Here is a 26,881-nt window from a genome sequence, read left to right as displayed (position 1 = left end):
GCGGCTTACGGGGGTGTGCGCACGAGGCTCGCCGATACGCGCCTGCCTCGTACCTTCCGCCGCCGCAACCGGCGCCACCCGATCACGATCCCGCTGATCGAGATAATCGTACCAGCCGCCGATAGCAGCCACACCACGACGTCGCGCGCCGGCCAGATGCGCAGCAGCAGCGGGACATCGAGGCTGTGCAGCGCGTTGAACAGCCAGCGGTAGGACCGGCGGCTGTCGTCGCTGCGCTCGAGGATCTCGCCGGTGACGGGGGAGATGTGCAGCCAGGTGCGGGCGGGATCGTCGAACCCGATCCGCAATACCGGAAGCTCGCGCGCCTGGTGCAGCGTGTACCAATAGGCGTCGGGTTCATCGAGCTGCCGCGCTGATGTCATCGCAGCGCCGGGCATTGCGTGTCGGGCGGCAGCGATGACCTCGTCGCGCGAGAGGGTCATCCGCGCACCGGTCACAGGATCGGCGATGCTGCGGCCGCCGTTGCCGTCGTCGAGCAACATTAACCGGTGTCCGCCGATCCAGACGAAGCAGGCCTCCACCGCAGGCATCGATGGCGACGACTGGAAGCCAGCGACGATGTCGGCCGTGTCATGGCCGCTATAGCCGATCGCGATCTCGCGGGTGACGCCGCGGCCGGAGAACGCGCCGCCGGGATTGAGCGACAGCCAGCCGCTAAACATCCAGGTCAAGACGCAGATGCCGCCGATCAGGCCGGCGATGTGATGCCAGGCCATCCAGCCGCGATAGGGCGAGACGGCGCCATCAGCGTAGCGGCGCATCAGCCGCAGGCGGAGGACGCCGATCCAGAAGCCGGTGACCGCGACGACAAGACAGACACCCGAGATCCACAGCACCACATCCCGCCACAGCGGGCCGTCCTTGCGCAACACGGTCGGATAGATCCAGTGCGGGATCGAGCCGAGCCAATTCCAGATCCGCTCGCAACGTGTGGTGTCGAGCGCGATCTCGCCGGTGCGCGAGGAAACGTAGAGTTCGGTGCCATCGGCGTCCCCGAGGCCGATCCGATAGAGCGGCCGCAACGGATCGAAGCGCGCGGTCACCGACCATTGGTCGCGCGTGATCGTTTCGATCAAGCGAGGCTGCACGGCATGCGGATGATGAGCGGCAATGGCCAGCGCCTGGTCCGGCGTGATCCGGTCGATCACGCTGCCGTCGGTCGCCGAAATGGTGATCGTCCCTGCCTTCCAGGCGGTCACCCGATAGACGGGCGTGTCGTCCATCATCGAAAGCCGCAGGTCACGCGGATAACGCTCGACACCCGCGATCGCCATCGCGCGATCAGGCGTGACCCGCACCTTGCTCCATGGAATGACAGGAAGCGCGGCGAGGCGCTCGCTGTCGGTAAGGCGCGGAAAGGCCACGTACATCATGACAAGGCCGGAGATGAACCACATCGCGAACAGGAGACACGTCGCAATGCCGATCCAGCGGTGGACGATATAGAGCCACCGCCGCCCGCGCCGGATCAGAGCGTTGCGCATGGTCAGAACTTCACGTTGACGGACAATTCGGCGGTGCGCGGCATGCCGAGCAGCCACTGCCCGGTGCCGTTCGAGGTCACCGCGTAAGCCTTGTCGAACAGATTGTAGAGGCGGAACGCGACCGTGGTGCGGTCGTCCGGCTTCCACCTGACGCCGCCATTGACCACGTTGTAGCCCGGACGCAGCTGGGTGTTGGCAAGATCGGAGTACATCGCACCGACGATCTGCACGCCGCCATAGGCCGACCAGTTGGGCGCGAAGTCCCAGGTCAGCCAGACGTTCGAGACCTGCTGCGGCACGTTGACCGGGACATTGCCGTTGAAGCTGACGATCTTGCCGCCGACCACCTGGCTGTTGTTGTCGTATCTGGCGCGCAACAGCGCAAGATTGGCGTCGACGCGCCAGCCGTCGCTCATCGCGAGCCCGATCGATCCTTCGACCCCGCGGGATGATTGCTGGCCGATCTGCAATGCCAGGCCGCCGGTGGGGTTGCCGGGATCGGGAATCGTGAGCCCGGTCTTGACGATCTCGTAGGCAGCCAGCGTCCACTCGCCGCGGCCGCCCCAGAACGACTGCTTGACCCCGATCTCGGTCTGCTTGCCGGTCGCAAGCTGGAACGTTTTCTGCGTGGTCGACAGTGAGATCAGATTGCTGACCGGATCGACGCCGACCGCGTACTGACCATAGAACGCGAGGTTCTTGATCGGCTCGTAAACGAGGCCAGCGCGCCAGCTGGTGCCCGATAGCGTCGTCTCAAAACTGTTCGCCGGCGTCTTGTAGTCGGTGCGATCGACCTCGGGACGATCATACCTGACCCCGGTCACCAGCGACAACTGATCGGTCAGCGAGAGACGATCCTCGGCGAACAGCGCGTATTGATTGGCGATCGCGTGGAAGCCCGGCGTGGTCGCCGTCGTCGTGGCGAAGAACGATCCCGGATCGAACACGTAAGGATTGACCGACGACGCGCCGCCATAGGGCGAGTTGTTGGTGTGGGTGAAGTCGATCCGGTTGACGTCGAACCCGGCAACGAACTGGTTGGCAAGTCCGAACACGTGACCGCTCAAGGTCGCGTCCATCCGGTTGCCGAGCTGCTTCTGGTCGTGGAAGATCTCGATATAGCTGGAGCGATCGATCAGCCGGCTCTTCGGATTCCAGGTGTAGTTTTCGATGTCGCGCCAGTGCCGCTCGCTGGTCAGGTAGTACAGCGTGTTGTTGACCTTGATGCCGTCGGCGACGTCCCACTCGGTCTTGAACTGGGTCCAGCTGTCCTGGTAGCGAATGGTGCTGTCGAGCGCATTGTAGTTCTTGAAGCGCAGCGCGTCCTGGATCGCGCCGTTGATCAGCGGCGTGCCGAAATAGCGCGACGGGCTGCGATCGCCGTAATCTTCCGAGAGCGTGAAGGCGAGATTGTCCGACGCCTGCACCCGCACCGCAGCGGAGACCACCGCGTTCGAGGTCTTGTCGCGATCGACCCAGCCGTCCGACATGTTGCCGGTAGCGTTGACGCGGTACGACACATTGGGATTGATCGGCCCGGTGCTGTCCACCGAGAGCCGCCGCGTCATGTTGCTGTCGAGCGAAACTTCGGCCTCGTTGTAGGGCGTACTGAGCGGTTTCTTCGGGATCACGTTGATGACGCCGCCGATCGCGCCTTCGCCGTACAGCACCGAGGCCGGGCCGCGCAGCACTTCGATGCGCTGCGTCGACCAGGTGTCGTAGGGGAACGTCAGCGTGCCGGAGCCGATATAGAAGCGCGTGCCGTCATACAGCGTCATCACCGAGTTGCTGCCGGCAAAGCCGCGGGTGCTGAACGACAGGCCGCCATTGCCGGGTGCCGGCGTTGCGATGAAGCCAGCCGCGTCCTGGGTGACGGCATCGAGCACATTATGCTGGCCGCGTTCAGCGATGGTCTGCGCCGTGATGACCTCGACGCTGGCCGGCGTCTGCAGCGGCGTCAGATTGAGACGACTGCCGGTGCCGCCCTGCGTGGTGGCATTGAGCGTCGGCGATGCCGATCCCCGTACGCCCGACGCTGCGACGCGCGGCGTGTTGCCGGTTGTTGCGATCGTCGCGGGCCTCGGCCGCGCCGCGGCGGCCACGGCACGGCTTCGCGCCGCGGGCTTCGGCCTTGCCACAGCGGAAGGCGCGACCTCAATCGGATCGAGCGTGGTTGGTGGAGGCGTTTGTGCCGAGCCTTCGGCCGGCAACAGCAGCGATGACAGGGAGCAGAGAAGACCGAGGCGCCATTTGCGCGCAACGGGAGAGGACGGAGACATGAAAAGGACTCGCGGTAACGTGGCACGTCACCGCGAACGCGGACTGGCGCATTGCCCAAAAGGCAGTGCTCCGATCCCACCAGGACGCCCCCGCCCGATGTGCTCGCGTGTGACCACGACTGACGGCAGGTCTCCTGGCTCACGGGTCATCGCCTGTCGGCGCCTTCCCGGGCCGATGGCCCAGTGGCAATTTGACGAAAGGCTCGCCGTTTACAGTTGCGGGGACAGCTGCGGCATTGGGGTTACCCTCGCACCGCATTCCCTTTTGATCCCCGAAGGGAACCGTCGGCAAAAACGATAGGTGCTGGCTGCAGGGCTGTCAATTCGATGCGATTGTCGCACACATGCTTTGCGAGATGCTGCTGCGGCGATGACACAGCGGCATCTGCGGGTGCCGCGGAGCTCCCTCTAATCCCGTCATCCTGAGGAGCCGCGAAGCGGCGTCTCGAAGGATGCACGGCCACAGCCGGGCCGTCCATCCTTCGAGGCTCGCTCTGCTCGCGCCTCAGGATGACGGAAACATAAGCTCACATCACTCAATGTCGACACATCCCTGCATCACCTCATCAATCTCCGCGCGCGACAGCGCACCCATCTCGGCGATGAACACGATGCGCGTGCGCGGCACGCCGGGCGACGGCACGCCGCCCGCAGCCAAGGTCGCGCGGCCGCCGGCGAGTTGAAACACGGTCAGCCGCCCGGGCTGCTCCACCGTCTCGAACAATCCCTTCGCCCGCGCCAGCTTCGGCGCCAATCTGCCGATCGCCTGTTGCAGGCGCGGCAGCACGACGGGCCGCTCCGAGGTCCAGCTCAGCGTCTCGAAGCGATCGGACGCCGGCCGTCGCGGCGCGGTCTCGCGCGGCGCCGGCACATGATCGAGGTCCGCCGGAAACACCAGCGCGGCCGGCACCTCGCCATGCAGCACCTCGACCACCACCGCCGCCGGGCGCACCGCACGCACGGCGTCGCGGATCGCGGCGCACGCGGCGGCGTCGGCCAGATCGACCTTGCTCAGCGCCACCACGTCCGCCGCCCGGAGCTGCGAGCGCAGCAGCGCATCGTTCAGCATCGCCGCAGGTTGCGTCGCGTCGACCACGCACAGCACCGTCTCCAGCGGCGCCTCCTTCCAGATCACGGGATCCATCAGGTTGCGCACGATGTCGGCGGGATCGGCGATTCCGCTGGTCTCGATCACGATGAATTCGGGACGCGGATCACGCCGCAGCAACGTGGCGAGTGTGCGCAGCAGGTCGCCCTCCAGCGTACAGCAGATGCAGCCATTGCTCAGGCTGACCACGCCGTCGCCGGCGCCGGCGATCAGCTCGGCGTCGATATTGATCGCACCGAAATCGTTGACCACCGCGGCGATGCGCCGTCCTTGCGCATGCGCCAGCAGATGGTTGACGACCGTGGTCTTGCCCGCCCCGAGGAAGCCCGCGACCAGCAGGATCGGGACCGGCACCTCAGCCCCCCGTGATAGGCCGGCGCACCGGCCGGCCGGGACGCGCCGCGACATCGAGGACACCATCGCTGATCAGCGGCTGGCCGCTGACCACGAGATGCCGCACGCCCTCCGCCGGACGATTCATCGCCGAGAAGGTCGCGCGATCGCTCAGCGTCTCGTAGTCGAACACCACGACATCGGCGTCGGCGCCGACCTGCAGCCTGCCTTTGGCGCGCATCGCCGGCGTGCTCGCCGACAGGATCTCGGCCGGGATCAGCGCGCATTTGCGGATGCCCTCGAGCAGCGACACTTTCTTGCGCTCGCGCACCCATTCGCGGATGAAGCGGGTGAAGCAGCCCGCCGAGCGCGGATGCGAGGTGGCATCGTCGGGCAGCGGCCAGGCGTCGCCGCTGTAGGGGCGGCCGTCCGACAGCGTCCACGGCATCGCGTCGGAGGCGATCGCGCCGCCCGGATACAGCACCGCCATATCGAGCAGATCGCGATGATGCGCGTTGTTCTCGATGTCGAGCACATGCCACAGCACCAAGGTCGAGGGCTCTTCGGCCTGTGCCGCCAGCAATTCCTCGCGGCTGCCGAAGCGGTGACCGTCGGTCACGCGCTGCACCGAATCGTAGCCGAGGCCGTTGCGCTCCTCGAATTTCGGATCGCTGAAGAAGGTCGCCGCCAGCACGGTCGAGCCGGTGCCGTAGGGATAGGCCTCCACCGTGATCGGCAGGCCCTGCGCCTGCGCTTTCGCGATCAGCCCAACACAGCGTTCGATATCGGTCTTGCTCGACGAGTTGAAGTGGCAGATGTGCATATGCGCGCCGGTGGCGCCGGCATAGCCGATCAGGCGGATATAGGCCTCGGCCGCGCTCTCGGGATCGATCCGCGACATGTAGGCGACGTGGGTGAAGGTCGGCACCGCATGATTCGCCGCGAGCTGGCACACCGCGGTCAATTCCTGCACGCCGGCGCCCGGCGCATAAGCGTTGAGAATGCCGATGCCGATACCGCCCTCGTTCAGGCCGATCGCGAGGCGCTCCAGGATGCCGCCGACCTCGCCTTCGGTCGCCACGTTTTCGATCCAGCGGCGATCGCGCATCGCGGCACCAAACGATTCCAGCGAGCTTTCCGAATTCGAACCGGTCATCGCGCCGATGCGCGCGAAGGCCCAGTTGGCGGCGGCGCCGTAGTTCAGCACCCTGCCCTTCTCGGCCTGGCGCTTGTACCAGGACGCGACCGGCAACACGCCGGCCTCGAGGTCGAGCGAGGTCGTCACCCCGTCGAACGCCTGCATGCGGTCGGCCGGTATGGTCTGGCCATGCGCGTGCAGGTCGATGAAGCCCGGCGCCACCACGAGCCCGGTCGCGTCGATCTGCCGTTCGGAACCGCCGAGGCCGGTGCCGACCGCGGCGATCTTGCCGTCGACGACGGCGACATCGCCGATCGCGTCCATCCCGCTGGCCGGATCCACCACCCGGCCGCCGCTGATCACCAAGCCACCCATCTCGCCACTCCTCGCATTCCGAAACCGACCGGTCTCCTGTCGAGCACAGAGAAGCGCATCGCACTGATCGCAGCAAGCCGGCCAGGGTTGTGGCGACATGCTGTGACGGAATATCCGCCGCGCTGCGACGGCGATTGCAGGGTGAGGCCCTTCCTACGTTCCGGTTGCGCGCCGCGACGGCAGCCCGCGCCAGAGATCGGGGCCGGGCTTCACGCGGCTCGCCACGAGTTTCGGCGGCGTGCGGTCCCTGGCGATCGCCGCTTCGACCGCACGCTTGAGCCTGACATTGTCGATCTGCGCCAGGAACCGCCGGATGACGGCATCCTGATCCGCGCCCTGACCGGAGATCGCCGCGCACAGCTCCGCGGTCGTCCTGCGGAAGAAGTGGAAGGCGTCATCGGCCGCGCCGCCCAGCCGGTCGACCTCGCCGGCCACACCGAGCGCGTGCATCCGATCATCGTCGTCGAGCGTCACTGCGAAGCGCAGCATGGCAAGCTGCCAGGCACGGAGCAGCTTGCTCTCCGGTTCGGTCGCATTCTCGCGCATCAGTCGAACACCCCGCGCGCCTGACTTCCTTCAGCTGTCGAGCGAGGTCGGACGCGGCGCGACTATCCTTGCGCGGGAATAGGTTTTCGAGGGGAGCGCGCGCCTGATCGCATAGGAATCGCATAGGCGGAGCGCGCCGAGGCCGAGTTCGTTCAGATTCCCTCGAATTGCAGCCGGGCCAGCCGGGCGTAGAGGCCGCCCGCGGCGACCAGTTCGGCGTGGGTGCCCTGCTCGACGATCCTGCCCTGTTCCATCACCAGGATGCGGTCGCAGGACAGAACGGTCGCCAGCCGATGCGCGATCACCAGCGTGGTGCGGTGGCGCATCAGTTCCTCCAGCGCGGTCTGCACCAGCGTCTCGCTCTCGGCGTCGAGCGCCGAGGTCGCCTCGTCGAGCAGCAGCAGCGGCGCATCGCGCAGGATCGCGCGCGCGATCGCGATGCGCTGGCGCTGGCCGCCTGACAGCGTCACGCCACGCTCGCCAAGCTGGGCGTCGAAGCCTTCGGGCAGGCGGCGCAGGAATTCGCTGGCATGGGCGAGATCGGCGGCACGCTCGACCTCGGCGTCGGTCGCATCGGGCCGGCCGAACCGGATGTTCTCGCGGGCGCTGGCGGCGAACACCACGGAATCCTGCGGCACCAGCGCGATGCGCGCGCGCACCTCGGCCGGATCGGCCTGCCGGATCGGCACACCGTCGAGCGAGATGGTGCCGGACTTCGGATCGTAGAAGCGCAGCAGCAGATGGAACAGCGTGCTCTTGCCGGCGCCGGACGGGCCGACGATCGCGACCTTCTCACCTGATCGCACCGCTAGCGACACGCCGTCGACCGCCAGCGCATTGGGCCGGGTCGGATAGGCGAAGCTGACATTGTCGAAGCCGACATCGCCGCGCGCCGGCTGCGGCAGCGCACGCGGCGAAGCGGGCGCCGCGATCTGCGGCCTGACGCGCAAGATCTCGAACAGCCGCTCGGCGGCGCCGGACGCGGCCGAGACCTCGCCCCAGACCTCGCTGAGCTGGCCGAGGCCGCTCGCGGCGAACGCCGTATAGAGCACGAACTGGCCGAGCCGGCCCGGGCTGATGGTTCCGACCAGCACGTCGTGCGAGCCGACCCAGAGGATCACGACGACGCTGGCGAACACGATGAAGATGACGATCAGCGTCAGCACCGCGCGCGCCTTGGTCGAGCTGCGCGCGGCTTGATAGGCCTGCTCGACCTCGCCGGCAAAGCGCGTCCTGGCGAGCCGTTCGCCGGTATAGGCCTGCACGGTGCGGATCGCATTGACCAGCTCGGAGGCATAGGCGCTGGCATCGGCCAGCGTGTCCTGGGCGGTGCGCGACAGCCGCCGTACCCAGCGGCCGAACGCCACCAGCGGAATCACGATGATCGGGATCGCGAGCAGCACGAAGCCGGACAGCCGCGGGCTGGTGATCACCATCATCGCGGCGGCACCGAAGAACAGCATCAGATTGCGCAGCGCAATCGACACCGACGCGCCGACCGCGGACTTGATCTGCGTGGTGTCGGCGGTGAGCCGCGACACCAATTCGCCTGATCGCGCGGAATCGAAGAACGAGGGCGACAGCGAGATCAGATGCGCGAACACGTCGCGCCGGAGATCGGCGACGATTCGTTCGCCGATCGTCATCACGAGGTAATAGCGCGAGGCGCTGGCGCAGGCGAGCACCGCGACGACCGCGATCATCACGCTGAAATAGCTGTTGATCATCGCGATGCCTTCGGGCGTGAAGCCCATATCGATCATCCGCCGCACCGCGACCGGCACGATCAGCGTGGTGATCGCGGCGATCGTCAGCGAGATCAGCGCGAGGATCGCCCGGCCCTTGTAGCGCGCCACGTAGGGCGCGAGCGCAAGCAACGGCCGCAACCGGGCACGGCTCTTCGCCGGCTCCGTGATCTGGCTCTCGATGAAGGCTTCCTCATCGAGCAACGCGTCGCGCGGAGGCTGCGGGGCGCCGCGCGGGGTCTCAAGCTGTTCGGCTACGCTCATCAATCTAGACCGGTTCTATCGCCCCCCACATAGGCCCGCCGACCCCCGGCTGGCAAATCCGGTAAAGTCCCAATCCGGTGATGGGCTTAGGCCCTTTCTTGGCTTGTTTTGGCGGGCTCCATGGGTTATAGACCCGCGCAAATCCCGTATTCCAGACATCTTGAGACGGGCGCCGGCGCGCCGAAGGAACTGTCATGAAAGCCGATATTCATCCGAATTATCATACGATTAAGGTCGTCATGACCGACGGCACCGAGTACCTGACCCGCTCGACCTGGGGCAAGGAAGGCGACACGCTGAACCTTGACATCGACCCCAAGTCGCACCCGGCCTGGACCGGCGGCACCCAGCAGCTGATGGATCGCGGCGGCCGCGTCTCGCGCTTCCAGAAGAAGTTTTCGGGCTTCCTCAAGAAGGACTAAAGTCCGCTTCGGGATCGCCCCGGCGACCACACGCAAAACGCCCCCGTCTCGGGGGCGTTTTTGTTTTTGGGGCCGCTCCGGACCGGCGGGCCGAACAGGCACTATGGGTCCCGGCCTTCGCCGAGACGACGGCGAGTTTGCGGCACGGCCAGTGAGTCACACATCCGCGCTCTCGCGACATGATCTGTCCGAGCTTTGCTGACGCACGCAGCTTCCCGCCGACCGGAGTCATTTCGTGCGCAAGGCAATCGCCTATTCGTGGCTATGGGCCAACCTTGACCACTTGCGGCACTTTCCAGCTTCCGTCGATGATCGAAGGGGCAGTGTCCTTGGGCCAGTACATTCGCAGCATCAGGACAAAATCGCCCTTGGGCGCCGGCAGCCAGTTCGACTCCTTGTCAGTACCCGGCGACTCGTTCTGGAAGTAGAGGGTCAGCGAGCCGTCCGGATTGAACTTCGGATTGTCGCGCATGCTGACGGTGAACCTGTTCAGCGGATTGGGAACGAACCACCAGCCCTGATCGATCATGTACATGGTGAACGACCAGAAGCCGTTGACGGGTGGTGTCGCATCTTTTGCAAACGTCAATGTGTATTTGTTTGCACCGCTCAGCTTCTGTCCTGTCGAGTCCTTCTCGGTATTCGGATAGACCGCATCACGCTCCTGATTTGCGGGCCAACCGAAGGCCGCCACCACTGCGCGCTTCATGTAATCCGAGGGACCGTAGGTGCCGAGACCCTTCGTGATCGACCAGCCGTCGACGATCCCACCCAGGTTGTCCTTGTTGGCCTCGATTTTTTTCAGAGCGATATTGGGGATGTCTTTCAGCGCTTCCTGTACTGCCGGATCGAGCTTGCCCATCTCGAACGGCTTGCCGGGCACGATGCCGATCTTCGCCATGCTTGCGAGCATCGGTGCATCTGCCGCGGCGGCAGGTGCCGTGGAAGCCATGAGCTTGGCCATCAGATTGAAGTACCCCTGCGTTCCCATGGCGAGAATGACCGTCTGCGGCTTGTCGGTCATGCTGAAGCCCGGATTGGGATTCACCGGGGGCGCGACCGGCGTGTATGGCTTGCCCCACGACGAAAGCGGCGTGATCTTGTATTGCGCCTGCAGCGCGTTGACGGTCTTGTAGTCAGCCTCGGTGCCGTCTGCATAGGTGCGACCGAGAATGACCATGTTGCGCGTCGCCATCGGGAAATGCTTCATATCCGCCGGCACCTCGCCCTTCCAGCCCGGGCCGGTGAAGAGGTAGTTGGCGGCCTTGCCGCCGGCCGTCCGCTTGCTCGGCGAGTGCTCGGAATCCGACATCCACAGATCGGTGATCTCAAAGAGATAGAAGCGATCGCCCATATCCGGATGACTGAATACCTGCGGCTCGGTTAGGTCGAGCCAGGCAACGGAATACAGCGTATCGGCATTGGGCGCGGAAATACCACGATAGTCCGCAGGCGGATAGCGAGGAACGTTGACGAACTGACCGGTGGGACTTGTGAAGCCCTCGACCTTGGGCACGTTGCTCATCTGCACGCGGGTTACTTCCGTCGTAATCAACGAATAACCGTAGACGTAAGCATCGACGGCGATTTGCTGGGCTTGCGTGGGCGATACGGATTGGGCGTTTGCCGGTGCGGTCGCTGTGAGGCACGTCGATATGGCGAGGGTAACGGCGAGAAGAGAACGTCGATTGATCACGTTCATGAATTCCACCTCTTTGCTTTTTGTCCGATGCGATGGTCGGCGCCGGTAATCGGCTCCGCTGAGCAGCCGAAGCAAATTCATCCAACATCGCGCAGATGAAAGCCGATTGATTCAGATCAACGACGTCCGATTTGGGTCTTGGTCGTGTAAAAACGCCAGTCCCGAGGCAGTCGGGACTGGATTGGTGTCATGCCGCGATCGCAGCCATCAGCGGCTTGATCCCGACGATGTTCATGACCCGTGTCAGATTGTAGGCCAGGACGGAGAGCGCCATTTCGGCCGCCACTTTCGGAAGCGTTTTGGTGAGGAAGTGTGTCGCTCCCATGCGGGCCTTCATGGTGCCGAACGGATGCTCGACAGTTTCGCGGCGCTGACGCATGGCGTGCGGGCTTGCATCAAGGCGCTGCTGCACAGCCTCGAGCAGATGCTCATGCTCCCATCGCGTAATCCGCCGTTCTGACCCAGGCGTGCATTGGGTCTTGAGCGAACAGCTTTGACAGGCCGTGGTCCAGTAGCGCCGCAGCACCTTGCTGTCTTCTTCATTCGTATAGCGATATGATAGCCGCTCCCCGGCCGGGCAGCGATAGACGTCCTCCTCTGGCAAATAGGCAAAGTCCTGTTTACCGAAGCGTCCGTCTGCCTTAGCGCCGGACGTTAGCGGTTTGGGCAGAGTTACCGTGATGCCCGCTTCGTGGCACGCAAGGATCTCTGGGCTGTTGAAGTAGCCGCGATCGGCTACAGCTTCGAGCGTCTCAGTCTTCAGAACAGCCTTCGCCCGCTTGGCCATATTGGCAAGTTGTGCCCGATCCGAGCCGCTGTTCGTCACCTCGTGCGTCACAATCAGATGGTGTTCGGTGTCTACGGCGACCTGTACGTTGTAGCCGACAACACCAGAGCCGCGCCCGCTCGTCGCCATCGAGCGGCTGTCGGGGTCGGTCAGGGAGATTTGCTGGTCGGGTGACGCAAGCATCTGCTTCTCGTAGACGGCAAGCTTGCCCATTTCCTCCTTCAGTTTCGTCAGCTTCTCGGTAAGCCTCGTCACCTTCGTGGCCAGGGCCTCGGTCGGCTCCTGGCGGTCGGCCGTGTCAAGTTGGCTCAGATAGCGCGCGACGCTCTCCTCCAACTGAGCACGCCGTCGCTCCATCTTCGCGCGCGTGAAGTTCCTGTCCCGGTTGTTCACGGCCTTGAACTTGCTGCCATCGATGGCGACGCTCGCCGTCGCCAGCAGACCCATCTCTCGGCAGAGTTCGACGAAGCGCGCACATACCCTGCGCAGCGCCAGGCCGTTGTCCTTGCGGAAGTCCGCAATCGTCTTGTGATCGGGAGCGAGCCGACCCAGCAGCCACATCACCTCGACGTTGCGCCCGGCCTCTCGTTCCAGCCGCCGGCTCGACTGTACCCGGTTCAGATAACCGTAAATGTAAAGCTTCAGGAGCACCGAGGGATGGTACGACGGCCGACCGGTGGCCGCCGGCTCCACACCCTCAAAGCCCATCTCAGCCAAACCGAGCGCATCGACAAATACGTCGATCACGCGAACAGGGTTGCTCTCGTCAATGAAGTCATCGAGGCATTCGGGCAACAGCGACCGCTGTCCACGATCCGCCTCTTCAACGAAGCGCCTCATCGATTCCCCCAAAGAATCACAGGAGAATCATAACAGCAGCCCAGCGTTTTCACACAGCCAGGGTCAAAGGCGAATATCGGCAAGTTCGAATTGCTTTGGGCCATGAGCGGAGCTTGATTGGCCTTCCGCGTTCTCCGGAAAACGGAGTAGGCTACGCCTGATGCCGTCCGTGTCCGATTGTTGTGGAGGGACTGGCCATGAAACTTCGCCGCCGAAATTTTCTGCATCCCGCCGCGGCGGCCGGCCAGATTGTGCTCCCGCCGCCGCAGAAGCAGGCTCTCATTTCCGCGCGCAAAATTTCGCGTCGACGGACCGAACCAGGACAGGAGAACCAAACATGGCCGCCTTTCAAGAGGTTTTCCGCCGCTCCGGCATCGACGAGCGCCGCAGCCCGCCGGGCATGGTGGTGCCGTTCGGGGGCTCCAATATCGTGGCGCTGATCGACCCCGGAAGAAAGCTCAAAGTCGATCCTAACCCCCATGCGCTCGGGATCAGGGAGATCGATGGCGCCGACACCCTTAGACGCGTCATGCAAGCCAGAGACACCCTCTCCGAACCCGATGTCGATCCGCAGCTCAGGGCGGCGTCACTTCCCGCCACCTTCAATGGCGATGCACGGTTTTTCGAAATCAGTGGCCGGATCAAGCCGATTGGCTTTCCCGGCCTCGAGGTGGTGGCTCGGTCGGCCGGCCGGAAGATCGAAGCCAAGCTCCATGTCGCCGTGCTGCCAGAAATCAAGATCAAGGTGGCGTTCCGCAATGTCATGGTTCCAGGGAGCGGCGGCGCTCCGGCGTTTCACGCCAAGAAGCCTTGCAACGAGCAAGATGAATTGCTGACGATGAACAATATATGGAGGCCGCAGGCCAACATCCGTTTCGAGCGAGTGCCAAGCGACTGGCTGGTCATCGACGACTCGCAGGCTGCCGTCAAACAGGAGCTCGCCAGTGCCACTGGCATGAAGGATGCGAGCTTGGCGACTTTTCCCGATGTGATCGAGGTCGAAAAATTGAAGAGCTTCTTCGTCAAACACAAAGTTCAGGGCGCCCATCTAACCATTTTCTGCGTCGATAAGCTTTTGTCCAATGGCTCCTTCCCCAATGGCTCATTTGCTCGATCGTTGGACCTTGCCTTCATCTGCTCGCAACGCGGGCCTAACACGTCGGCCCATGAAGCCGGGCATTTTCTCGGCTACTACTCGAAGAGCGCGAGCAAACCTTGGGACAGCCAAGGCCACACGCTGGAGACCGATCCGAAAACCGGAAAAGAAAACAGGGCGGAAGACATCAAGATGCTGATGCGGGGCGGAGGCGCCGGGTGGAAAATTCCGTTCAATCTCGTCAAGGAGTTCCGCGACTTTCCCGGCTAGCATCCGACGATCAGACAGAAGCTGGAAATGAATCCAGGCGTTGAATGTCGCCTTTGGGTCTTGGTCGTGTAAAAACGCCAGTCCCGAGGCAGTCGGGACTGGATTGGTGTCATGCCGCGATCGCAGCCATCAGCGGCTTGATCCCGACGATGTTCATGACCCGTGTCAGATTGTAGGCCAGGACGGAGAGCGCCATTTCGGCCGCCACTTTCGGAAGCGTTTTGGTGAGGAAGTGTGTCGCTCCCATGCGGGCCTTCATGGTGCCGAACGGATGCTCGACAGTTTCGCGGCGCTGACGCATGGCGTGCGGGCTTGCATCAAGGCGCTGCTGCACAGCCTCGAGCAGATGCTCATGCTCCCATCGCGTAATCCGCCGTTCTGACCCAGGCGTGCATTGGGTCTTGAGCGAACAGCTTTGACAGGCCGTGGTCCAGTAGCGCCGCAGCACCTTGCTGTCTTCTTCATTCGTATAGCGATATGATAGCCGCTCCCCGGCCGGGCAGCGATAGACGTCCTCCTCTGGCAAATAGGCAAAGTCCTGTTTACCGAAGCGTCCGTCTGCCTTAGCGCCGGACGTTAGCGGTTTGGGCAGAGTTACCGTGATGCCCGCTTCGTGGCACGCAAGGATCTCTGGGCTGTTGAAGTAGCCGCGATCGGCTACAGCTTCGAGCGTCTCAGTCTTCAGAACAGCCTTCGCCCGCTTGGCCATATTGGCAAGTTGTGCCCGATCCGAGCCGCTGTTCGTCACCTCGTGCGTCACAATCAGATGGTGTTCGGTGTCTACGGCGACCTGTACGTTGTAGCCGACAACACCAGAGCCGCGCCCGCTCGTCGCCATCGAGCGGCTGTCGGGGTCGGTCAGGGAGATTTGCTGGTCGGGTGACGCAAGCATCTGCTTCTCGTAGACGGCAAGCTTGCCCATTTCCTCCTTCAGTTTCGTCAGCTTCTCGGTAAGCCTCGTCACCTTCGTGGCCAGGGCCTCGGTCGGCTCCTGGCGGTCGGCCGTGTCAAGTTGGCTCAGATAGCGCGCGACGCTCTCCTCCAACTGAGCACGCCGTCGCTCCATCTTCGCGCGCGTGAAGTTCCTGTCCCGGTTGTTCACGGCCTTGAACTTGCTGCCATCGATGGCGACGCTCGCCGTCGCCAGCAGACCCATCTCTCGGCAGAGTTCGACGAAGCGCGCACATACCCTGCGCAGCGCCAGGCCGTTGTCCTTGCGGAAGTCCGCAATCGTCTTGTGATCGGGAGCGAGCCGACCCAGCAGCCACATCACCTCGACGTTGCGCCCGGCCTCTCGTTCCAGCCGCCGGCTCGACTGTACCCGGTTCAGATAACCGTAAATGTAAAGCTTCAGGAGCACCGAGGGATGGTACGACGGCCGACCGGTGGCCGCCGGCTCCACACCCTCAAAGCCCATCTCAGCCAAACCGAGCGCATCGACAAATACGTCGATCACGCGAACAGGGTTGCTCTCGTCAATGAAGTCATCGAGGCATTCGGGCAACAGCGACCGCTGTCCACGATCCGCCTCTTCAACGAAGCGCCTCATCGATTCCCCCAAAGAATCACAGGAGAATCATAACAGCAGCCCAGCGTTTTCACACAGCCAGGGTCAAACGGAGACATCATGCCGCGCCGTGTTTGGGCCAGGTGACGTCCGCTTAATGTCTTTTGCCGGCCAACGCGATGAGGAATGCCTTTGATGTCGTCAGCGGGATGGGAGGCACTCCGGCAGTGGGGTGAAGACGTAACTCGCATCGAACCGCTCACTGGCGGAGTCGCGAACGACGTGTGGAGCGTGCGCGTCCAGGGGCACCGCGCGGTCGGTCGTCTCGGTACGAGGAGCGACGCTGATCTCGCTTGGGAGACCGCGCTCCTCCAATACCTCGATCGTGAGGGTCTGACCGTGCCGGTACCGATCCCGACGATAGACGGCCGTTTGTTCGCGGACGGTCTGGTGGTGATGACGTATATGGAGGGCGAACCGCCCGAGACTGAGGCCGACTGGCGTCGCGCAGCCGACACGCTCCGCCGGCTGCATCGGTTGACGGCGCGCTGGCCGCAGCGCCCGGGCTGGCGATCGTCGACCGACCTCCTGCACGCCGAAACCGGGACGAAGATCGACCTCGCCGCGATGCCGCCTGAGGGCGTTGCCCGATGCCGGGCCGCGTGGGCGCGGCCCGTCGGACGTCAGACCTGCGTCGTCCACGGCGACCCCAACCCGCGCAACATCCGCGTGACCGCAGATCGGGTCGCGCTGATCGACTGGGACGAGTCGCATGTCGACGTCCCCGATCTTGACCTGGTGCTGCCCCACAACGCCGCCGGTCTCGACGGCGCCGCGCACGACATCGCCGCGCAAGCGTCGGCTGCGTGGGAGGCCGCCGTCTGCTGGGACGACGCGTACGCAATCAAGCGGCTTGCCGACGTTCGAGCGGTCTAGCGCGGACGCTTCGGTCGCTTGAGTTCGGCGACCTTGAACTTCCCCGCGGCCTGCAGGCTGCTGCAAAGCCACCAGGCCCTGTTTCGGTACTCGCCCAGGAACCATTTGGTCTCGACGCAATCGACATAGGACTTGTAGGTGAGGTTGTCTCGGCACGTCGACGAGAACGGTCCGTGGGTTTGTCCGCCCGTCGACTCGCTGCACCCGACCCAAGGGTCCTTGCCATGCGGGAGGCTCGATTCGCAGCCACCGTTGCAATTGCTGGCGACTTTCTCCAGCGCGGCAATCCTGCCCAGCACTGAATCCGGCGCCGGCGCTCGAGCGGTTGACGATGACGTTTGCGTGGTTCTCGATCTCCGGTGAGGTGCCCCCGTGGTCACCACCTGTGTCGGACGATTTGGCCTTGCCACCGGCTTCGGCGCCTCGACCGTGATGGAGGGAAGCGGCTTGGCTGGGTCTGTTTGCGACGCTGCCGGGCCGCACAGCCAGACAGTTGACAACACGGCGACGGCTGAAGGCGCGACAAGGCTCGACGGCAATCTCATGACATAGCCCTCCCAAATCCGGGACGGAAATGCCGTCCCGACGAGGGCACGGTACCATACAGCCCGAGTTTGGCTACCTAGGGTTGAGGATAAATCTCCCGGTGTCTCACGATCGACATCGACATGGCGGCGAGAGAACGCCGACCGCTCGCACCGTTCCGGCGTCTAGCCCAAAGCTGAGCTCGAACGGCTCTTGCCGATATTCGCCTTTGACCCGGAGCGGTTACTTGAACGACACCGACACGCGGCGGGATCGGATCGATTTTGCAGGCCCACGCCGTTAGGTCAGCGGTTCTGCCCCATGGTCTCTTGTTCAGAAGTTGCTGGCGCCCCCTACTCTCGATCCAGCGGCCATGCTTTGGTCAAAACTGCGTTGAGTGTTTGGCAGGGGTCATCGACTTGGAGAAAATACGATCGCCCTCCTTCGGGTGACATGGAACCGGGTGCCAGGTCGTTCCCTACCGCATTCTTGAGGTGCCCACCGCAAAGGCTTGTGATGGAACGGGCAAGGTTCGATAAGGCCGGGATTTTCGCTTTTGGCGATGCTCGGAGCGCTGTGACCTACTCGGTCGAACTTTTTATCGTCACCGCGATCTACGGGAGCCTTGCGGCCTCCGCACATTTCCTTCCCGCTATCAATCCGACCGCGACGCCGCTGTGGCCGCCAACCGGGGTTGCGCTCGCGCTGATGCTGCTGCGTGGCTACCGGATCTGGCCCGCGATCCTGCTGGGCGCCGTCGCGCCTTACCTGATGACCGACCGATCGCTCCTGGAGCTTGTCGCCGCCGGGATCGGCGCCCTCCTTGCTGCATTGGCCGGGACATGGCTGATCGGACGCTGGTCGAACGGTTGCCAGACGTTTGCCACGCCATCCGATGTCGCAAAGTTTGCAGGCATTTCCTTTGCACCGACCGCGATGATCAGTTCATTCACCGCTTTGGCCGGGTTCATCTTCGTCAACGAACCGAGCTTTCCCGATTCCGTCGCCGCCGGGCTGACCTGGTGGCTGGCCGACGCAGCCGCGACTCTGGTGATTGCGCCGGTCATCGTGCTCTGGGCGATGATGCCCTTACGGATTTCCTCCAGGTGGGATTTGTTGGAATCGATCGCAGTTATCGCTCTCGCTGGTCTCATCGGGATCGTCGCCTACAGCCCGCTCATCGGCAGTGACCTCGTCAGCGACGATCTCAACGTACCGTTGCCGCATCGCAGCCTGCTGGGCTTTCTGGCCTTGCTCCCGTTGATCTGGACCGGTCTGCGCGGCAATCGATGCACCGCGGCTACGGCTGCGCTCATTTTCACCGGAATGGCAGTCTGGGGGTTCGCGTTCGGTAATGATCCGTTTCCGAAAACGGATCCGAACGGAGCATTGTTGTCACTGCTCGTGCTTTCGATCAGCGTATCGGCCCCCCCTCTTGCCCTGGCTGCGGCAATCGCCACGCGTCAGACCACGGAAGCCCATCTGCTTTCCGTGCAGGACCAACTGAACGGTCAACTTGAACGGAACGCTTCGGCGCTCGACAGCATCAGACGGCACTTCCAAACCCTTATCGAAGGCGTCGTCGATTATGCGATCTTTGCGCTTGATAGAGAAGGACACGTTACGAGTTGGAATAGCACCGCTCAAAAGATCATCGGCTACACTTCGGAAGAAATCATCGGCAAGCATTTTGGAATATTTTATCGGCCGGATGAACGCCGCGCGGGTTCGCCGACACACGCGCTGGAGACGGCAATTGAAAGAGGCAAGTACGACGTAGAGGGTTGGCGCATCAGAAAGAACGGTACGCCATTCTTCATCACGGGCTCGGTCTCATCGAGCCATGATGACTCAGGAAATCTGATCGGCTTCATCAGTATTCTGCGGGACGCAACCGAGCGACGCGACGCGGAGGAGAAGCTGGTTCAGGCACGCGAACAGCTCGCGATGTCGCAGAAGATGGAGGCAATCGGCAAGCTGACCGGCGGAATTGCACACGACTTCAACAATCTATTGATGATCATCGGAGGCAGTGCCCAGATCTTCACACGCCTGCTTGATCCAAAACTGCCCAAGGCAATTGAAGCCATACAGACCGCGGCCAAACGTGGCGAAAGCCTCACCCGCCAATTGTTGACATTCTCTCGTCATCAGCATCTCAGCCCGACGGTCGTCGATCTGAATGCGTCCATCAAGAACATGCGGACCATGATCGAGAGCTCGCTGCGCGGGAACATCGTGTACAATGAGAACGTCGGCGAGGGCGTCGCGTCGGTCAAGGTAGACCTCGCCGAGCTGGAACTTGCGATCGTCAACATCGCCGTCAATGCGCGCGATGCAATGCCAAGCGGCGGCACGTTCACCTTATCCGTCCATGCGGTGACCGCGAACCAGGAAACCGGCGGCGATCGCCGCGCAAAGGCTTTCTTTGCGATCGCGCTTGGCGATACCGGCACCGGCATTCCGCCAAACCTGCTGTCCAAGATGTTCGACCCGTTCTTCACGACCAAAGAGGTCGGCAAGGGGACCGGGCTCGGCTTGTCCCAAGTCTATGGTTTCGCGCACCAGGCCGGCGGAACGGTGACGGCGGACAGCAAGGTTGGACAGGGAACAACGATTACAATCTACTTGCCGTCCTGCGCGGACGAGCAGATCACCAGTAAAGAGCTGGCTGCTGCCAGAACAAGAGCAAGGCAGCCGCAGCGGCAGACGGTTCTCGTTGTCGACGACAGCCCCGAAGTGGCGGATGTGACTTCCTCGCTGTTCGAGCATCTGGGTTATGACACGATCTATCGAGATTCGGCCGAAGCGGCGCTGAAATTGCTCGACGCCGGTACAAAGATCGATCTCGTCTTCAGCGATATCGTCATGCCCGGGACCATCGATGGCGTCGGGCTCGCGAGAGAAGTCCGGTCGCGATACCCCGGTTTGCCGATCGCCCTTACAACCGGCTACAGCGATGCCGCAAAAGCAGCTCCGCCAAGTCTAAAAATACTCCGCAAGCCGTTCGATACCGACGCACTGAGAGATTTTATCCACGATCTTGCGCCGCCGCGACCACCGCGATCATCCGGCGCGCCCATGACGTCGAACACGACTGAAGCCTCGCGCAGAAATTGACCGGTCGCGCCATTGCAGAAGCAGCTCGTCGCGCAGCTTGGCGAAGCGTTGATCCGCACCATCGCCGCTGATGGACATGACTGCTGCTAGCGATCCTGGAAGGCCAGCCGCGCGCCGAGCGCGACCAGGATGCTGCCGCCGATCCGATGCATGATGCGCTGCGACCTCTTCGAGCGCTGCAGCCTCGACATCACGGCGCTGGCGAAGCACACGCAGACGATATCGACCGCCGAGAAGGTCAGATTGACCGTTGTGCCGAGCAGAAACAGCTGGGCCCAGACCGGCAGGCTGGCCGACGCATCGACGAATTGCGGCAGGAACGCCAGGAAGAAGATCGCCGTCTTCGGATTGAGCACCTCGACGACGATGCTTTGCGCGAAGGCGCGCTCCACGGAGAGCGGCGCAAGTGTGGGGCGCTTTGCATTGTCGCGGTCGCGGAACAGCGACAGCCCGAGCCAGACCAGATAGGCCGCACCGGCAAGCTTCATCGCCATGAACAACGGCGGCACCGCATGAAACAGCAGCGCGAGGCCGGCCGCCGCGGCGACGACATGGACATAGCCGCCGAGATGCAGCCCGAGCGAGGCCATCAGCCCCGCGCGCCGGCCGCCTGCCAGAGTGCGAGCCGCAGCGTAGAGCATGGCGGGACCCGGGATCAGCGCGAAGGTCGCGGTCGTGATCGCGAAGGCGAGGTACAATTCCATGTGTGGGCGTCAATCTCTGAAGGGGTCGAGCGGGCGCAACTTCCTCCGCCGTCATTGCGAGCGAAGCGAAGCAATCCATCTGCCCGCATATGCCGATAGATGGATTGCTTCGTCGCTATCGCTCCTCGCAATGACGGTCTGGAATTTGTTCAAGGCGTCTCAGCTCGCCGGAATCATTGCCGCGACCTCGCGATCAGTCGGATTGTCGCTGGCCTCAAGCCCCGCGATCACGCCGGCGCGATCCTCGAGCTTGCGGTTCTGGCTCATCTTCTTCTTGGCATCGATCCGCGTGATTGGCATTCGGAAGCCGACGATGCCGCGCAGCTGCGCCGTGATGAAATCATCGGGCGCATCGTTGACCTGCCAGGCCTCCTTGCGCGAACTCTCGTGCAACTGAGTCAGCCGGGTCACGATATCGAGCAAACGATCGGCATCCTCGAAGAACTCGGCCGAGCCATAGGCGTGCACGGCGACGTAATTCCAGGTCGGCACCACCTTGCCGTGCTCGGCCTTGGTCACATACCAGGACGGCGTCACGTAGGCGTCGGGCCCCATGAAGATCGCCATCGCCTCGCCGACCGCAGGCAGCTTCCACTGCGGATTGGGCCGCGCGACGTGACCGTACAGCGTGCCGTAGTCGCCCTCGTTCTCATTGAGGATCAGCGGCAGCGGCGTGCCGATCAGGCCGTCGGCGGTTGCGGTGACCAGCGTCGCAAGCTTTGAGGCCCGCATCGCGGCGTGGATCGGACCGAGCTCATCCATCTTGAAATGCGGCGGCAGGTACATTGCGAACCTCTTGGCAGACACTCTGGCAGGCCTGATCAATTGCTGCTCGCACCATAGCGTTGAAGTGGCCTATGATAAGAGCCACTTTCGATCATCTTGATTGGTCCACTATGCCCCGCCTGCGCGCCACGATCAGCATCCCTTCGCTCCGGGCCGTCGACCGCGCCGCCGGACAGGTCGGGCGCCAGATCGCGCAGGCCCTGCGCGCCGCGATTGCGAGCGGCGAGCTGAAGGCCGGGGATTTTCTGCCGTCGACGCGCGCGCTGTCGGCCTCGCTCGGCGTCGCGCGCGGCACGGTGACGGAGGCCTTCGAGCAGTTGCTGGCCGAGGGCTATCTGGAATCGCAGGTCGGCGCCGGCACCCGCGTCGCGCCGACGCTTGCCGAGCAGGCACGGCCCGTCGTGGTCAATCGCAAGCCGAACAAATCAGTGCCGATCCGGTTGCCGCCGCGCGCGGCGCGGCTTGCCAAAGTGGCGGCGGCCTTCACGCCGATGCCGGAAGTCCCGTTTGCGATCGCGGTCCCCGGCGGCGCGGTCGCCCCCGACGACCATTGGCGCCGCCTCGGCAACCGCGTGCGCGCATCGCGCGCCGCGGCGCCGGCGAGCTATGGCAATCCGCGCGGCCTGATCGAGCTGCGGCAAGCGATCGCCGACTATGTGCGCAAATCCCGCGCGGTGCATTGCGAGCCCGAGCAGGTCGTGATCACGGCCGGCACCCAGCAAGGCCTCTATCTCGCCGGCCGCGTGCTGCTGTCGTCAGGCGATCGCGTCTGGGCCGAGGATCCCGCCTACCCCGGCATGACCGCCGTGCTCGACGATCTCGATCTCTTCACCACGCGCGTTGGCGTCGATGCGCAGGGCATCGACGTCGATGCCGCGATCGCCGCGTGCCCGCACGCACGCGCGGCTTTCGTGACGCCGTCGCATCAATATCCGCTGAGCATGCCGATGAGCATGGCCCGCCGCAATGCGCTGGTGGCGTGGGCGCAGCTGCGCAATGCCTGGATCGTCGAGGACGATTACGACAGCGAGCTGCGCTATGCCGGGCATCCCTTCCCGTCGATGCAGGGCCTCGCGCCATCGCGGGTGATTTATCTCGGCACGCTGAGCAAGGTGCTGTTTCCCTCGCTGCGGCTCGGCTATGTCGTGGCGCCGGCGCCGCTGATCGACGCTTTCGCCGGCGCGCGGGCGCTGCTCGACCGGCATTCGCCGACCGCCGACCAGCATGTGTTGGCAGCCTATATGCGCGAGGGCTTGTTCGAAGCACATATCAGGCGCATCCGCGGCGTCTACGCCGCACGGCGTGCGACGCTGATCACGGCGCTGACGCGTCACATGCCTGGTGACGTCACGCTGCAGCCGAGCGACCAGGGCATGCATCTATTGTTGTGGCTGCCCCACGGCGTCGACGATGTGCAACTGGCAAAATCAGCGCTTGCCGCCGGCATCGTCGTGCGGCCGATTTCGCCGATGTACAAGGCCGCACCACGCACCGGCCTGATGCTCGGCTTCGGCGGATTTGAGCCTGAGGTGTTGGAGGCGGCGGCGATCAGCCTACGACGCGTGATCGATCAGCACACGTCGCCGCGGCGGACCAAGCCACGCCGCGCGGACGCGTCACACTGATTTGCTGTCCGGACTACTGCTCGAACGCCGCCTTGAGGCGGTTGAGCTGCGGCACCAGCGGGTTGCCGATCGTCGAGCGATCCGGCGCCGGCGCGTGGATCGTGGTGTCGAGGCGGCGGACGCGCGCCTGCAGATCCATCGACCGGGCGATCAACTGCTGCAATTGCTCGGGCAACTTGGTCACCATGTCGGCCGGACCGGGATCGGCGGCCGACAGCTTCACCTTGGTCTTTTCGCGATTGGCCTGGGTCAGCGTCATCTCGCCTTCCTTGACCGCGCGATGCAGCAGCAGCCAGGAGGCGAGTTGCATCAGCCGCGTGGTCAGGCGCATGCTTTCGGTGGCATAGGTCAGGCTCACGGACCGTTCGAGCGCCTTGGCCTCGGCACGTCCGTCACCGTCGAGATAGGCGGCGGTCTGCTCGACCAGGTCCATGCCTTCCCGGAACAGCACGCCGAATGCCGCAGAATTGGTCAGCCGTTCACTGAACAGCACAAGCCCGGCTTCGCTCTGGGAACGATCGGCCATGGTTAACGCCCTCACACCACCGTAACGCCCGCTGGCATCTGACGCGCCAGCTTATGATGAACAAATCATTGCGCGGGCGCGCCGAAGAGTCCAGCCGCAACCGGATTTATGGTTTCCAGCCGATAGGACGCACAAAAAAGAGCCGCCGTTTCCGGCGGCTTTGAAGTTGATAACAGGGAGGCGTCAAACAGAGTGGACAGGAGCCACTCGGTGTCCAAACGAGGACAATGCAGTCATAATCGAGAAAGCTTAACCGAACGTAAATGAACGGATTTCTTGACACTTTGTTTGCCATGTCGGCCATTGACCTAGTTTGGGACAGGCCTCTTCTCCTTCCCCCTGAAAGGGGGAAGGTCGGGATGGGGGTCAACCGCAGGCGACGGCGTATGTGAAGAGAGCTGATCCCCACCCGCTTTGCTCTGGCGAGCAAAGCGACCTCCCCTTTTCAAGGGGAGGTGGAGCCGCGTAGCCCGGATGGAGCGCAGCGAAATCCGGGAACGGTCCATCCGCGGATAGCGCGGCTCCCGGATTGCGCTTCGCTTCATCCGGGCTACGACAGAAATGATGGCGCCGCGCTACGACTTGAAGAACGCGTTGGCGGCATCCTTCGACGCGCGCTTCTTTGTCATCGCCTCTTTCAGGCGATCGACTTCGGTCGTGAGCAGCGCGATGCGCTCGGTCAATTCCTCGACCGACAGCAGCGAGAGATCCTGTCCGATCTCGTGGCTGATTTTCTTCCGCGGCCGGTCCTCATCCTCAATCGGCATGTGTCCTCCCCGCGATGCTGGTCTGGCGCCGTGCGTCCAGAGCTGGTAGATGTCCTTGTGCAGGAGAATTTTGCAGTGACTTTCGTGTGCGCGCAACAGCTGACGCGAATGCCCCGGCCCGACCGCAAGGAGTCTGACCGGACGGGATAGTTGCGCGCCTGCGCGCGAGGCATGAGCCGACCCCAAGCCCTTCCGATCATGCGGGAGGGCTTTTTGATTTTCCGCTTTGATTGTTGCGGGGTCGGCATCACCGAACGCGAAAGACCCTAACCCATGACCAAGATTCTCATCACCAGCGCGCTGCCCTACGTCAACGGCGTCAAGCATCTCGGCAACCTCGTCGGCTCGCTGCTGCCCGCCGATGTCCACGCCCGCTTCCGCCGGCAGACCGGCTGCGACGTGCTCTTCATCTGCGCGACCGACGAGCACGGCACGCCGGCCGAGCTCGGCGCCATCGAGGCCGGACAGGATGTCCGGGCGTTCTGCGACGCGCAGCACGCCGTCCAGGCCGACATCTACCGGCGTTTCGGTCTGTCGTTCGATCATTTCGGCCGCACCAGCTCGCCGTACAACCATGCGCTGACGCAGCACTTCTATCGCCGGCTCGATGACGCCGGGCTGATCGAAGCACGCACCTCGCAGCAGGTATTCTCGCCGGCCGACCGGCGCTTCCTGCCCGACCGCTACGTGCTCGGCACCTGTCCGCATTGCGGCGACGCCGGCGCGCGCGGCGACCAATGCGACCATTGCGGCACGCTGCTCGACCCGCCGGACCTCATCGATCCCCGCTCGGCGCTGTCAGGCGACCGCGCGCTCGAGATCCGCGACAGCCGTCATCTGTATCTGCGCCAGTCGCAGCTGGTCGACAGCATCGGCGCATGGATCGACAGCCGCACCGGATGGCCGCCCTTCGTGGTGTCGACCGCGAAAGGCTGGCTCAATGCGGAGCTGCGCGACCGCTGCATCACCCGCGATCTCGCCTGGGGCATCGCGGTGCCGCGCGACGGCTTCGACGGCAAGGTGTTCTATGTCTGGTTCGACGCGCCGATCGGCTACATCGCGTCGACGCAGGAATGGGCCGACGCCGCGCCTGGCCGCGACTGGCGGCAATGGTGGTGGCAGGCCGATGACGTCAGCTACATCCAGTTTCTCGGCAAGGACAACATCCCGTTCCACACCGTGAGCTTTCCGGCGACGCTGATCGGCTCCGGCGAACCGTGGAAGACCGCCGATGTGATCAAGGGATTCCACTGGCTGAATTACGAGGGCGGCAAGTTCTCGACCAGCAGGAAGCGCGGCATCTTCACCGATGCGGCGCTGGCGGAATTGCCGGCCGATCTCTGGCGCTGGTGGCTGATCGCCAACGCGCCCGAAAGCGCCGACACCGATTTCAGCGTTACCCGGTTCGTTGCGGATGTGAACAAGGATCTCGCTGACATCTTCGGCAATCTCGCCAACCGCATCATCAGCTTCGCCCATCGTGCCTTCGACGGCCGCATCCCGGATGGTGGCGCTCCCGGCGATGCCGAGCGACAACTCGCGCTTGAACTGGAGCAGCGCATCGCAGCGCTGCACCGCCATCACACCGCGCTGGAATTTCGCGCGGCGGCGGCCGCGACCCGCGCGATCTGGGACACCGCGAACGCTTATCTGCAACACGCAGCACCCTGGACGGCGATCAAGTCCGATCCGGCACGCGCGGCAGTCATCACCCGCACCGGGCTCAATCTTGTCGCGCTCAGCGCCACGCTGGCGTGGAGCATCGTGCCTCACCTCGCGGCGCGCGTGCTCGGCGCGCTCGGTCAGAGCGATGCCGTACCGCGCTGGCCCACTGGCCCACTCGTCCCGCTGCTCGATCGTGGCGCGGGCACGCCGGTCGCAAGGCTCGGCCCGCTGGTCGAGAAAATCACGCCCGAGAGAGCCAGCCAGCTCACGGCGCGGTTCGGGGCTTAATGGCGTTTCGCTTCGGTGGAAA

At 63.8% G+C, this 26,881-nt stretch carries 20 protein-coding genes and 1 riboswitch; of the genes, 6 read left to right on the top strand and 14 right to left on the bottom strand.

From position 1 onward, the window contains the following. Nucleotides 1-5: 5 nt before the first annotated feature. The 6 genes from ACVIYL_RS13490 to ACVIYL_RS13465 form a co-directional block, all read right to left on the bottom strand. Nucleotides 6-1,505, bottom strand: coding sequence for a PepSY domain-containing protein (locus tag ACVIYL_RS13490; protein ID WP_456778802.1), 1,500 nt, complete (start codon nt 1,503-1,505; stop codon nt 6-8). Nucleotides 1,506-1,507: 2 nt separating this feature from the next. Beyond that, nucleotides 1,508-3,784: a TonB-dependent receptor gene (locus ACVIYL_RS13485; protein ID WP_456778801.1), complete on the bottom strand. Its 2,277-nt coding sequence runs from the start codon at nt 3,782-3,784 to the stop codon at nt 1,508-1,510. Between the two features lie 107 nt (nt 3,785-3,891). Continuing rightward, nucleotides 3,892-4,086: riboswitch (cobalamin riboswitch) on the bottom strand. Between the two features lie 230 nt (nt 4,087-4,316). Continuing rightward, nucleotides 4,317-5,246 (bottom strand): CobW family GTP-binding protein, encoded by a 930-nt coding sequence (locus ACVIYL_RS13480; RefSeq protein WP_456778800.1) that lies wholly within the window; start codon nt 5,244-5,246, stop codon nt 4,317-4,319. Between the two features lies 1 nt (nt 5,247). Further along, complete coding sequence (locus ACVIYL_RS13475) at nt 5,248-6,738, bottom strand: amidohydrolase family protein (RefSeq protein ID WP_225162732.1); 1,491 nt, start codon at nt 6,736-6,738, stop codon at nt 5,248-5,250. Between the two features lie 153 nt (nt 6,739-6,891). Beyond that, entirely contained in the window at nt 6,892-7,284 is a 393-nt protein-coding gene (locus ACVIYL_RS13470) for a hypothetical protein (protein ID WP_310881236.1), read from the bottom strand. A gap of 152 nt (nt 7,285-7,436) precedes the next feature. Continuing rightward, nucleotides 7,437-9,293, bottom strand: a complete 1,857-nt coding sequence (locus tag ACVIYL_RS13465; RefSeq protein ID WP_456778799.1) for an ABC transporter ATP-binding protein/permease — start codon at nt 9,291-9,293, stop codon at nt 7,437-7,439. A 194-nt stretch (nt 9,294-9,487) separates the two neighbouring features. On the opposite strand from ACVIYL_RS13465, the gene rpmE reads away from it, so the two are divergent. After that, nucleotides 9,488-9,715: a 50S ribosomal protein L31 gene (gene rpmE, locus ACVIYL_RS13460; RefSeq protein WP_016845230.1), complete on the top strand. Its 228-nt coding sequence runs from the start codon at nt 9,488-9,490 to the stop codon at nt 9,713-9,715. A 262-nt stretch (nt 9,716-9,977) separates the two neighbouring features. Here rpmE and ACVIYL_RS13455 read toward each other — a convergent pair whose 3' ends face one another. Together ACVIYL_RS13455 and ACVIYL_RS13450 are read right to left on the bottom strand one after the other, a co-directional pair. Further along, the gene (locus tag ACVIYL_RS13455; protein ID WP_253606566.1) at nt 9,978-11,417 is read right to left on the bottom strand and encodes a DUF1254 domain-containing protein; all 1,440 of its coding nucleotides are present in this window, start codon (nt 11,415-11,417) and stop codon (nt 9,978-9,980) included. A 187-nt stretch (nt 11,418-11,604) separates the two neighbouring features. Then, nucleotides 11,605-13,044, bottom strand: coding sequence for an IS1182 family transposase (locus ACVIYL_RS13450; protein ID WP_253607763.1), 1,440 nt, complete (start codon nt 13,042-13,044; stop codon nt 11,605-11,607). Between the two features lie 337 nt (nt 13,045-13,381). On the opposite strand from ACVIYL_RS13450, the gene ACVIYL_RS13445 reads away from it, so the two are divergent. After that, the gene (locus tag ACVIYL_RS13445) at nt 13,382-14,410 is read left to right on the top strand and encodes a hypothetical protein (protein WP_253606564.1); all 1,029 of its coding nucleotides are present in this window, start codon (nt 13,382-13,384) and stop codon (nt 14,408-14,410) included. Between the two features lie 109 nt (nt 14,411-14,519). On the opposite strand, the gene ACVIYL_RS13440 is transcribed toward ACVIYL_RS13445, so the two are convergent. Continuing rightward, on the bottom strand, nt 14,520-15,959 hold the full coding sequence (locus ACVIYL_RS13440; RefSeq protein WP_253607763.1) for an IS1182 family transposase: 1,440 nt from the start codon (nt 15,957-15,959) through the stop codon (nt 14,520-14,522). A gap of 153 nt (nt 15,960-16,112) precedes the next feature. On the opposite strand from ACVIYL_RS13440, the gene ACVIYL_RS13435 reads away from it, so the two are divergent. Continuing rightward, the gene (locus tag ACVIYL_RS13435; RefSeq protein ID WP_456778798.1) at nt 16,113-16,853 is read left to right on the top strand and encodes a phosphotransferase enzyme family protein; all 741 of its coding nucleotides are present in this window, start codon (nt 16,113-16,115) and stop codon (nt 16,851-16,853) included. On the opposite strand, the gene ACVIYL_RS13430 is transcribed toward ACVIYL_RS13435, so the two are convergent. Continuing rightward, nucleotides 16,850-17,152: a hypothetical protein gene (locus tag ACVIYL_RS13430; protein ID WP_225646586.1), complete on the bottom strand. Its 303-nt coding sequence runs from the start codon at nt 17,150-17,152 to the stop codon at nt 16,850-16,852. The genes ACVIYL_RS13435 and ACVIYL_RS13430 overlap by 4 nt on opposite strands. A gap of 742 nt (nt 17,153-17,894) precedes the next feature. Between ACVIYL_RS13430 and ACVIYL_RS13425 the strand changes: the two genes are divergently transcribed. Next, complete coding sequence (locus tag ACVIYL_RS13425) at nt 17,895-20,498, top strand: MASE1 domain-containing protein (RefSeq protein ID WP_456778797.1); 2,604 nt, start codon at nt 17,895-17,897, stop codon at nt 20,496-20,498. An 86-nt stretch (nt 20,499-20,584) separates the two neighbouring features. Here the strand turns inward: ACVIYL_RS13425 and ACVIYL_RS13420 are convergent, their stop codons facing one another. Both ACVIYL_RS13420 and ACVIYL_RS13415 read right to left on the bottom strand, forming a co-directional pair. Continuing rightward, nucleotides 20,585-21,202, bottom strand: coding sequence for a LysE family translocator (locus tag ACVIYL_RS13420; protein ID WP_456778796.1), 618 nt, complete (start codon nt 21,200-21,202; stop codon nt 20,585-20,587). A gap of 159 nt (nt 21,203-21,361) precedes the next feature. Then, nucleotides 21,362-21,988, bottom strand: coding sequence for an FMN-binding negative transcriptional regulator (locus ACVIYL_RS13415; protein WP_456778795.1), 627 nt, complete (start codon nt 21,986-21,988; stop codon nt 21,362-21,364). Between the two features lie 110 nt (nt 21,989-22,098). On the opposite strand from ACVIYL_RS13415, the gene pdxR reads away from it, so the two are divergent. After that, nucleotides 22,099-23,613 carry a MocR-like pyridoxine biosynthesis transcription factor PdxR gene (gene pdxR, locus ACVIYL_RS13410; RefSeq protein WP_456778794.1) on the top strand — a complete coding sequence of 505 codons (1,515 nt, stop codon included), beginning with the start codon at nt 22,099-22,101 and terminating at the stop codon, nt 23,611-23,613. 13 nt (nt 23,614-23,626) lie between these two features. Here pdxR and rcdA read toward each other — a convergent pair whose 3' ends face one another. Continuing rightward, on the bottom strand, nt 23,627-24,139 hold the full coding sequence (rcdA, locus tag ACVIYL_RS13405; RefSeq protein WP_028333674.1) for a protease adaptor protein RcdA: 513 nt from the start codon (nt 24,137-24,139) through the stop codon (nt 23,627-23,629). Nucleotides 24,140-24,714: 575 nt separating this feature from the next. After that, entirely contained in the window at nt 24,715-24,906 is a 192-nt protein-coding gene (locus ACVIYL_RS13400) for a DUF1192 domain-containing protein (protein ID WP_028340278.1), read from the bottom strand. A 273-nt stretch (nt 24,907-25,179) separates the two neighbouring features. Here ACVIYL_RS13400 and metG point away from each other — a divergent pair, with 273 nt between their 5' ends. Next, nucleotides 25,180-26,859, top strand: coding sequence for a methionine--tRNA ligase (metG, locus tag ACVIYL_RS13395; RefSeq protein ID WP_456778793.1), 1,680 nt, complete (start codon nt 25,180-25,182; stop codon nt 26,857-26,859). Nucleotides 26,860-26,881 lie beyond the last annotated feature (22 nt).

Source organism: Bradyrhizobium sp. USDA 3315, from assembly GCF_054056795.1.
Note: the sequence above shows the minus strand (reverse complement) of the source record. Positions and strands in the feature narration are given on the sequence as shown.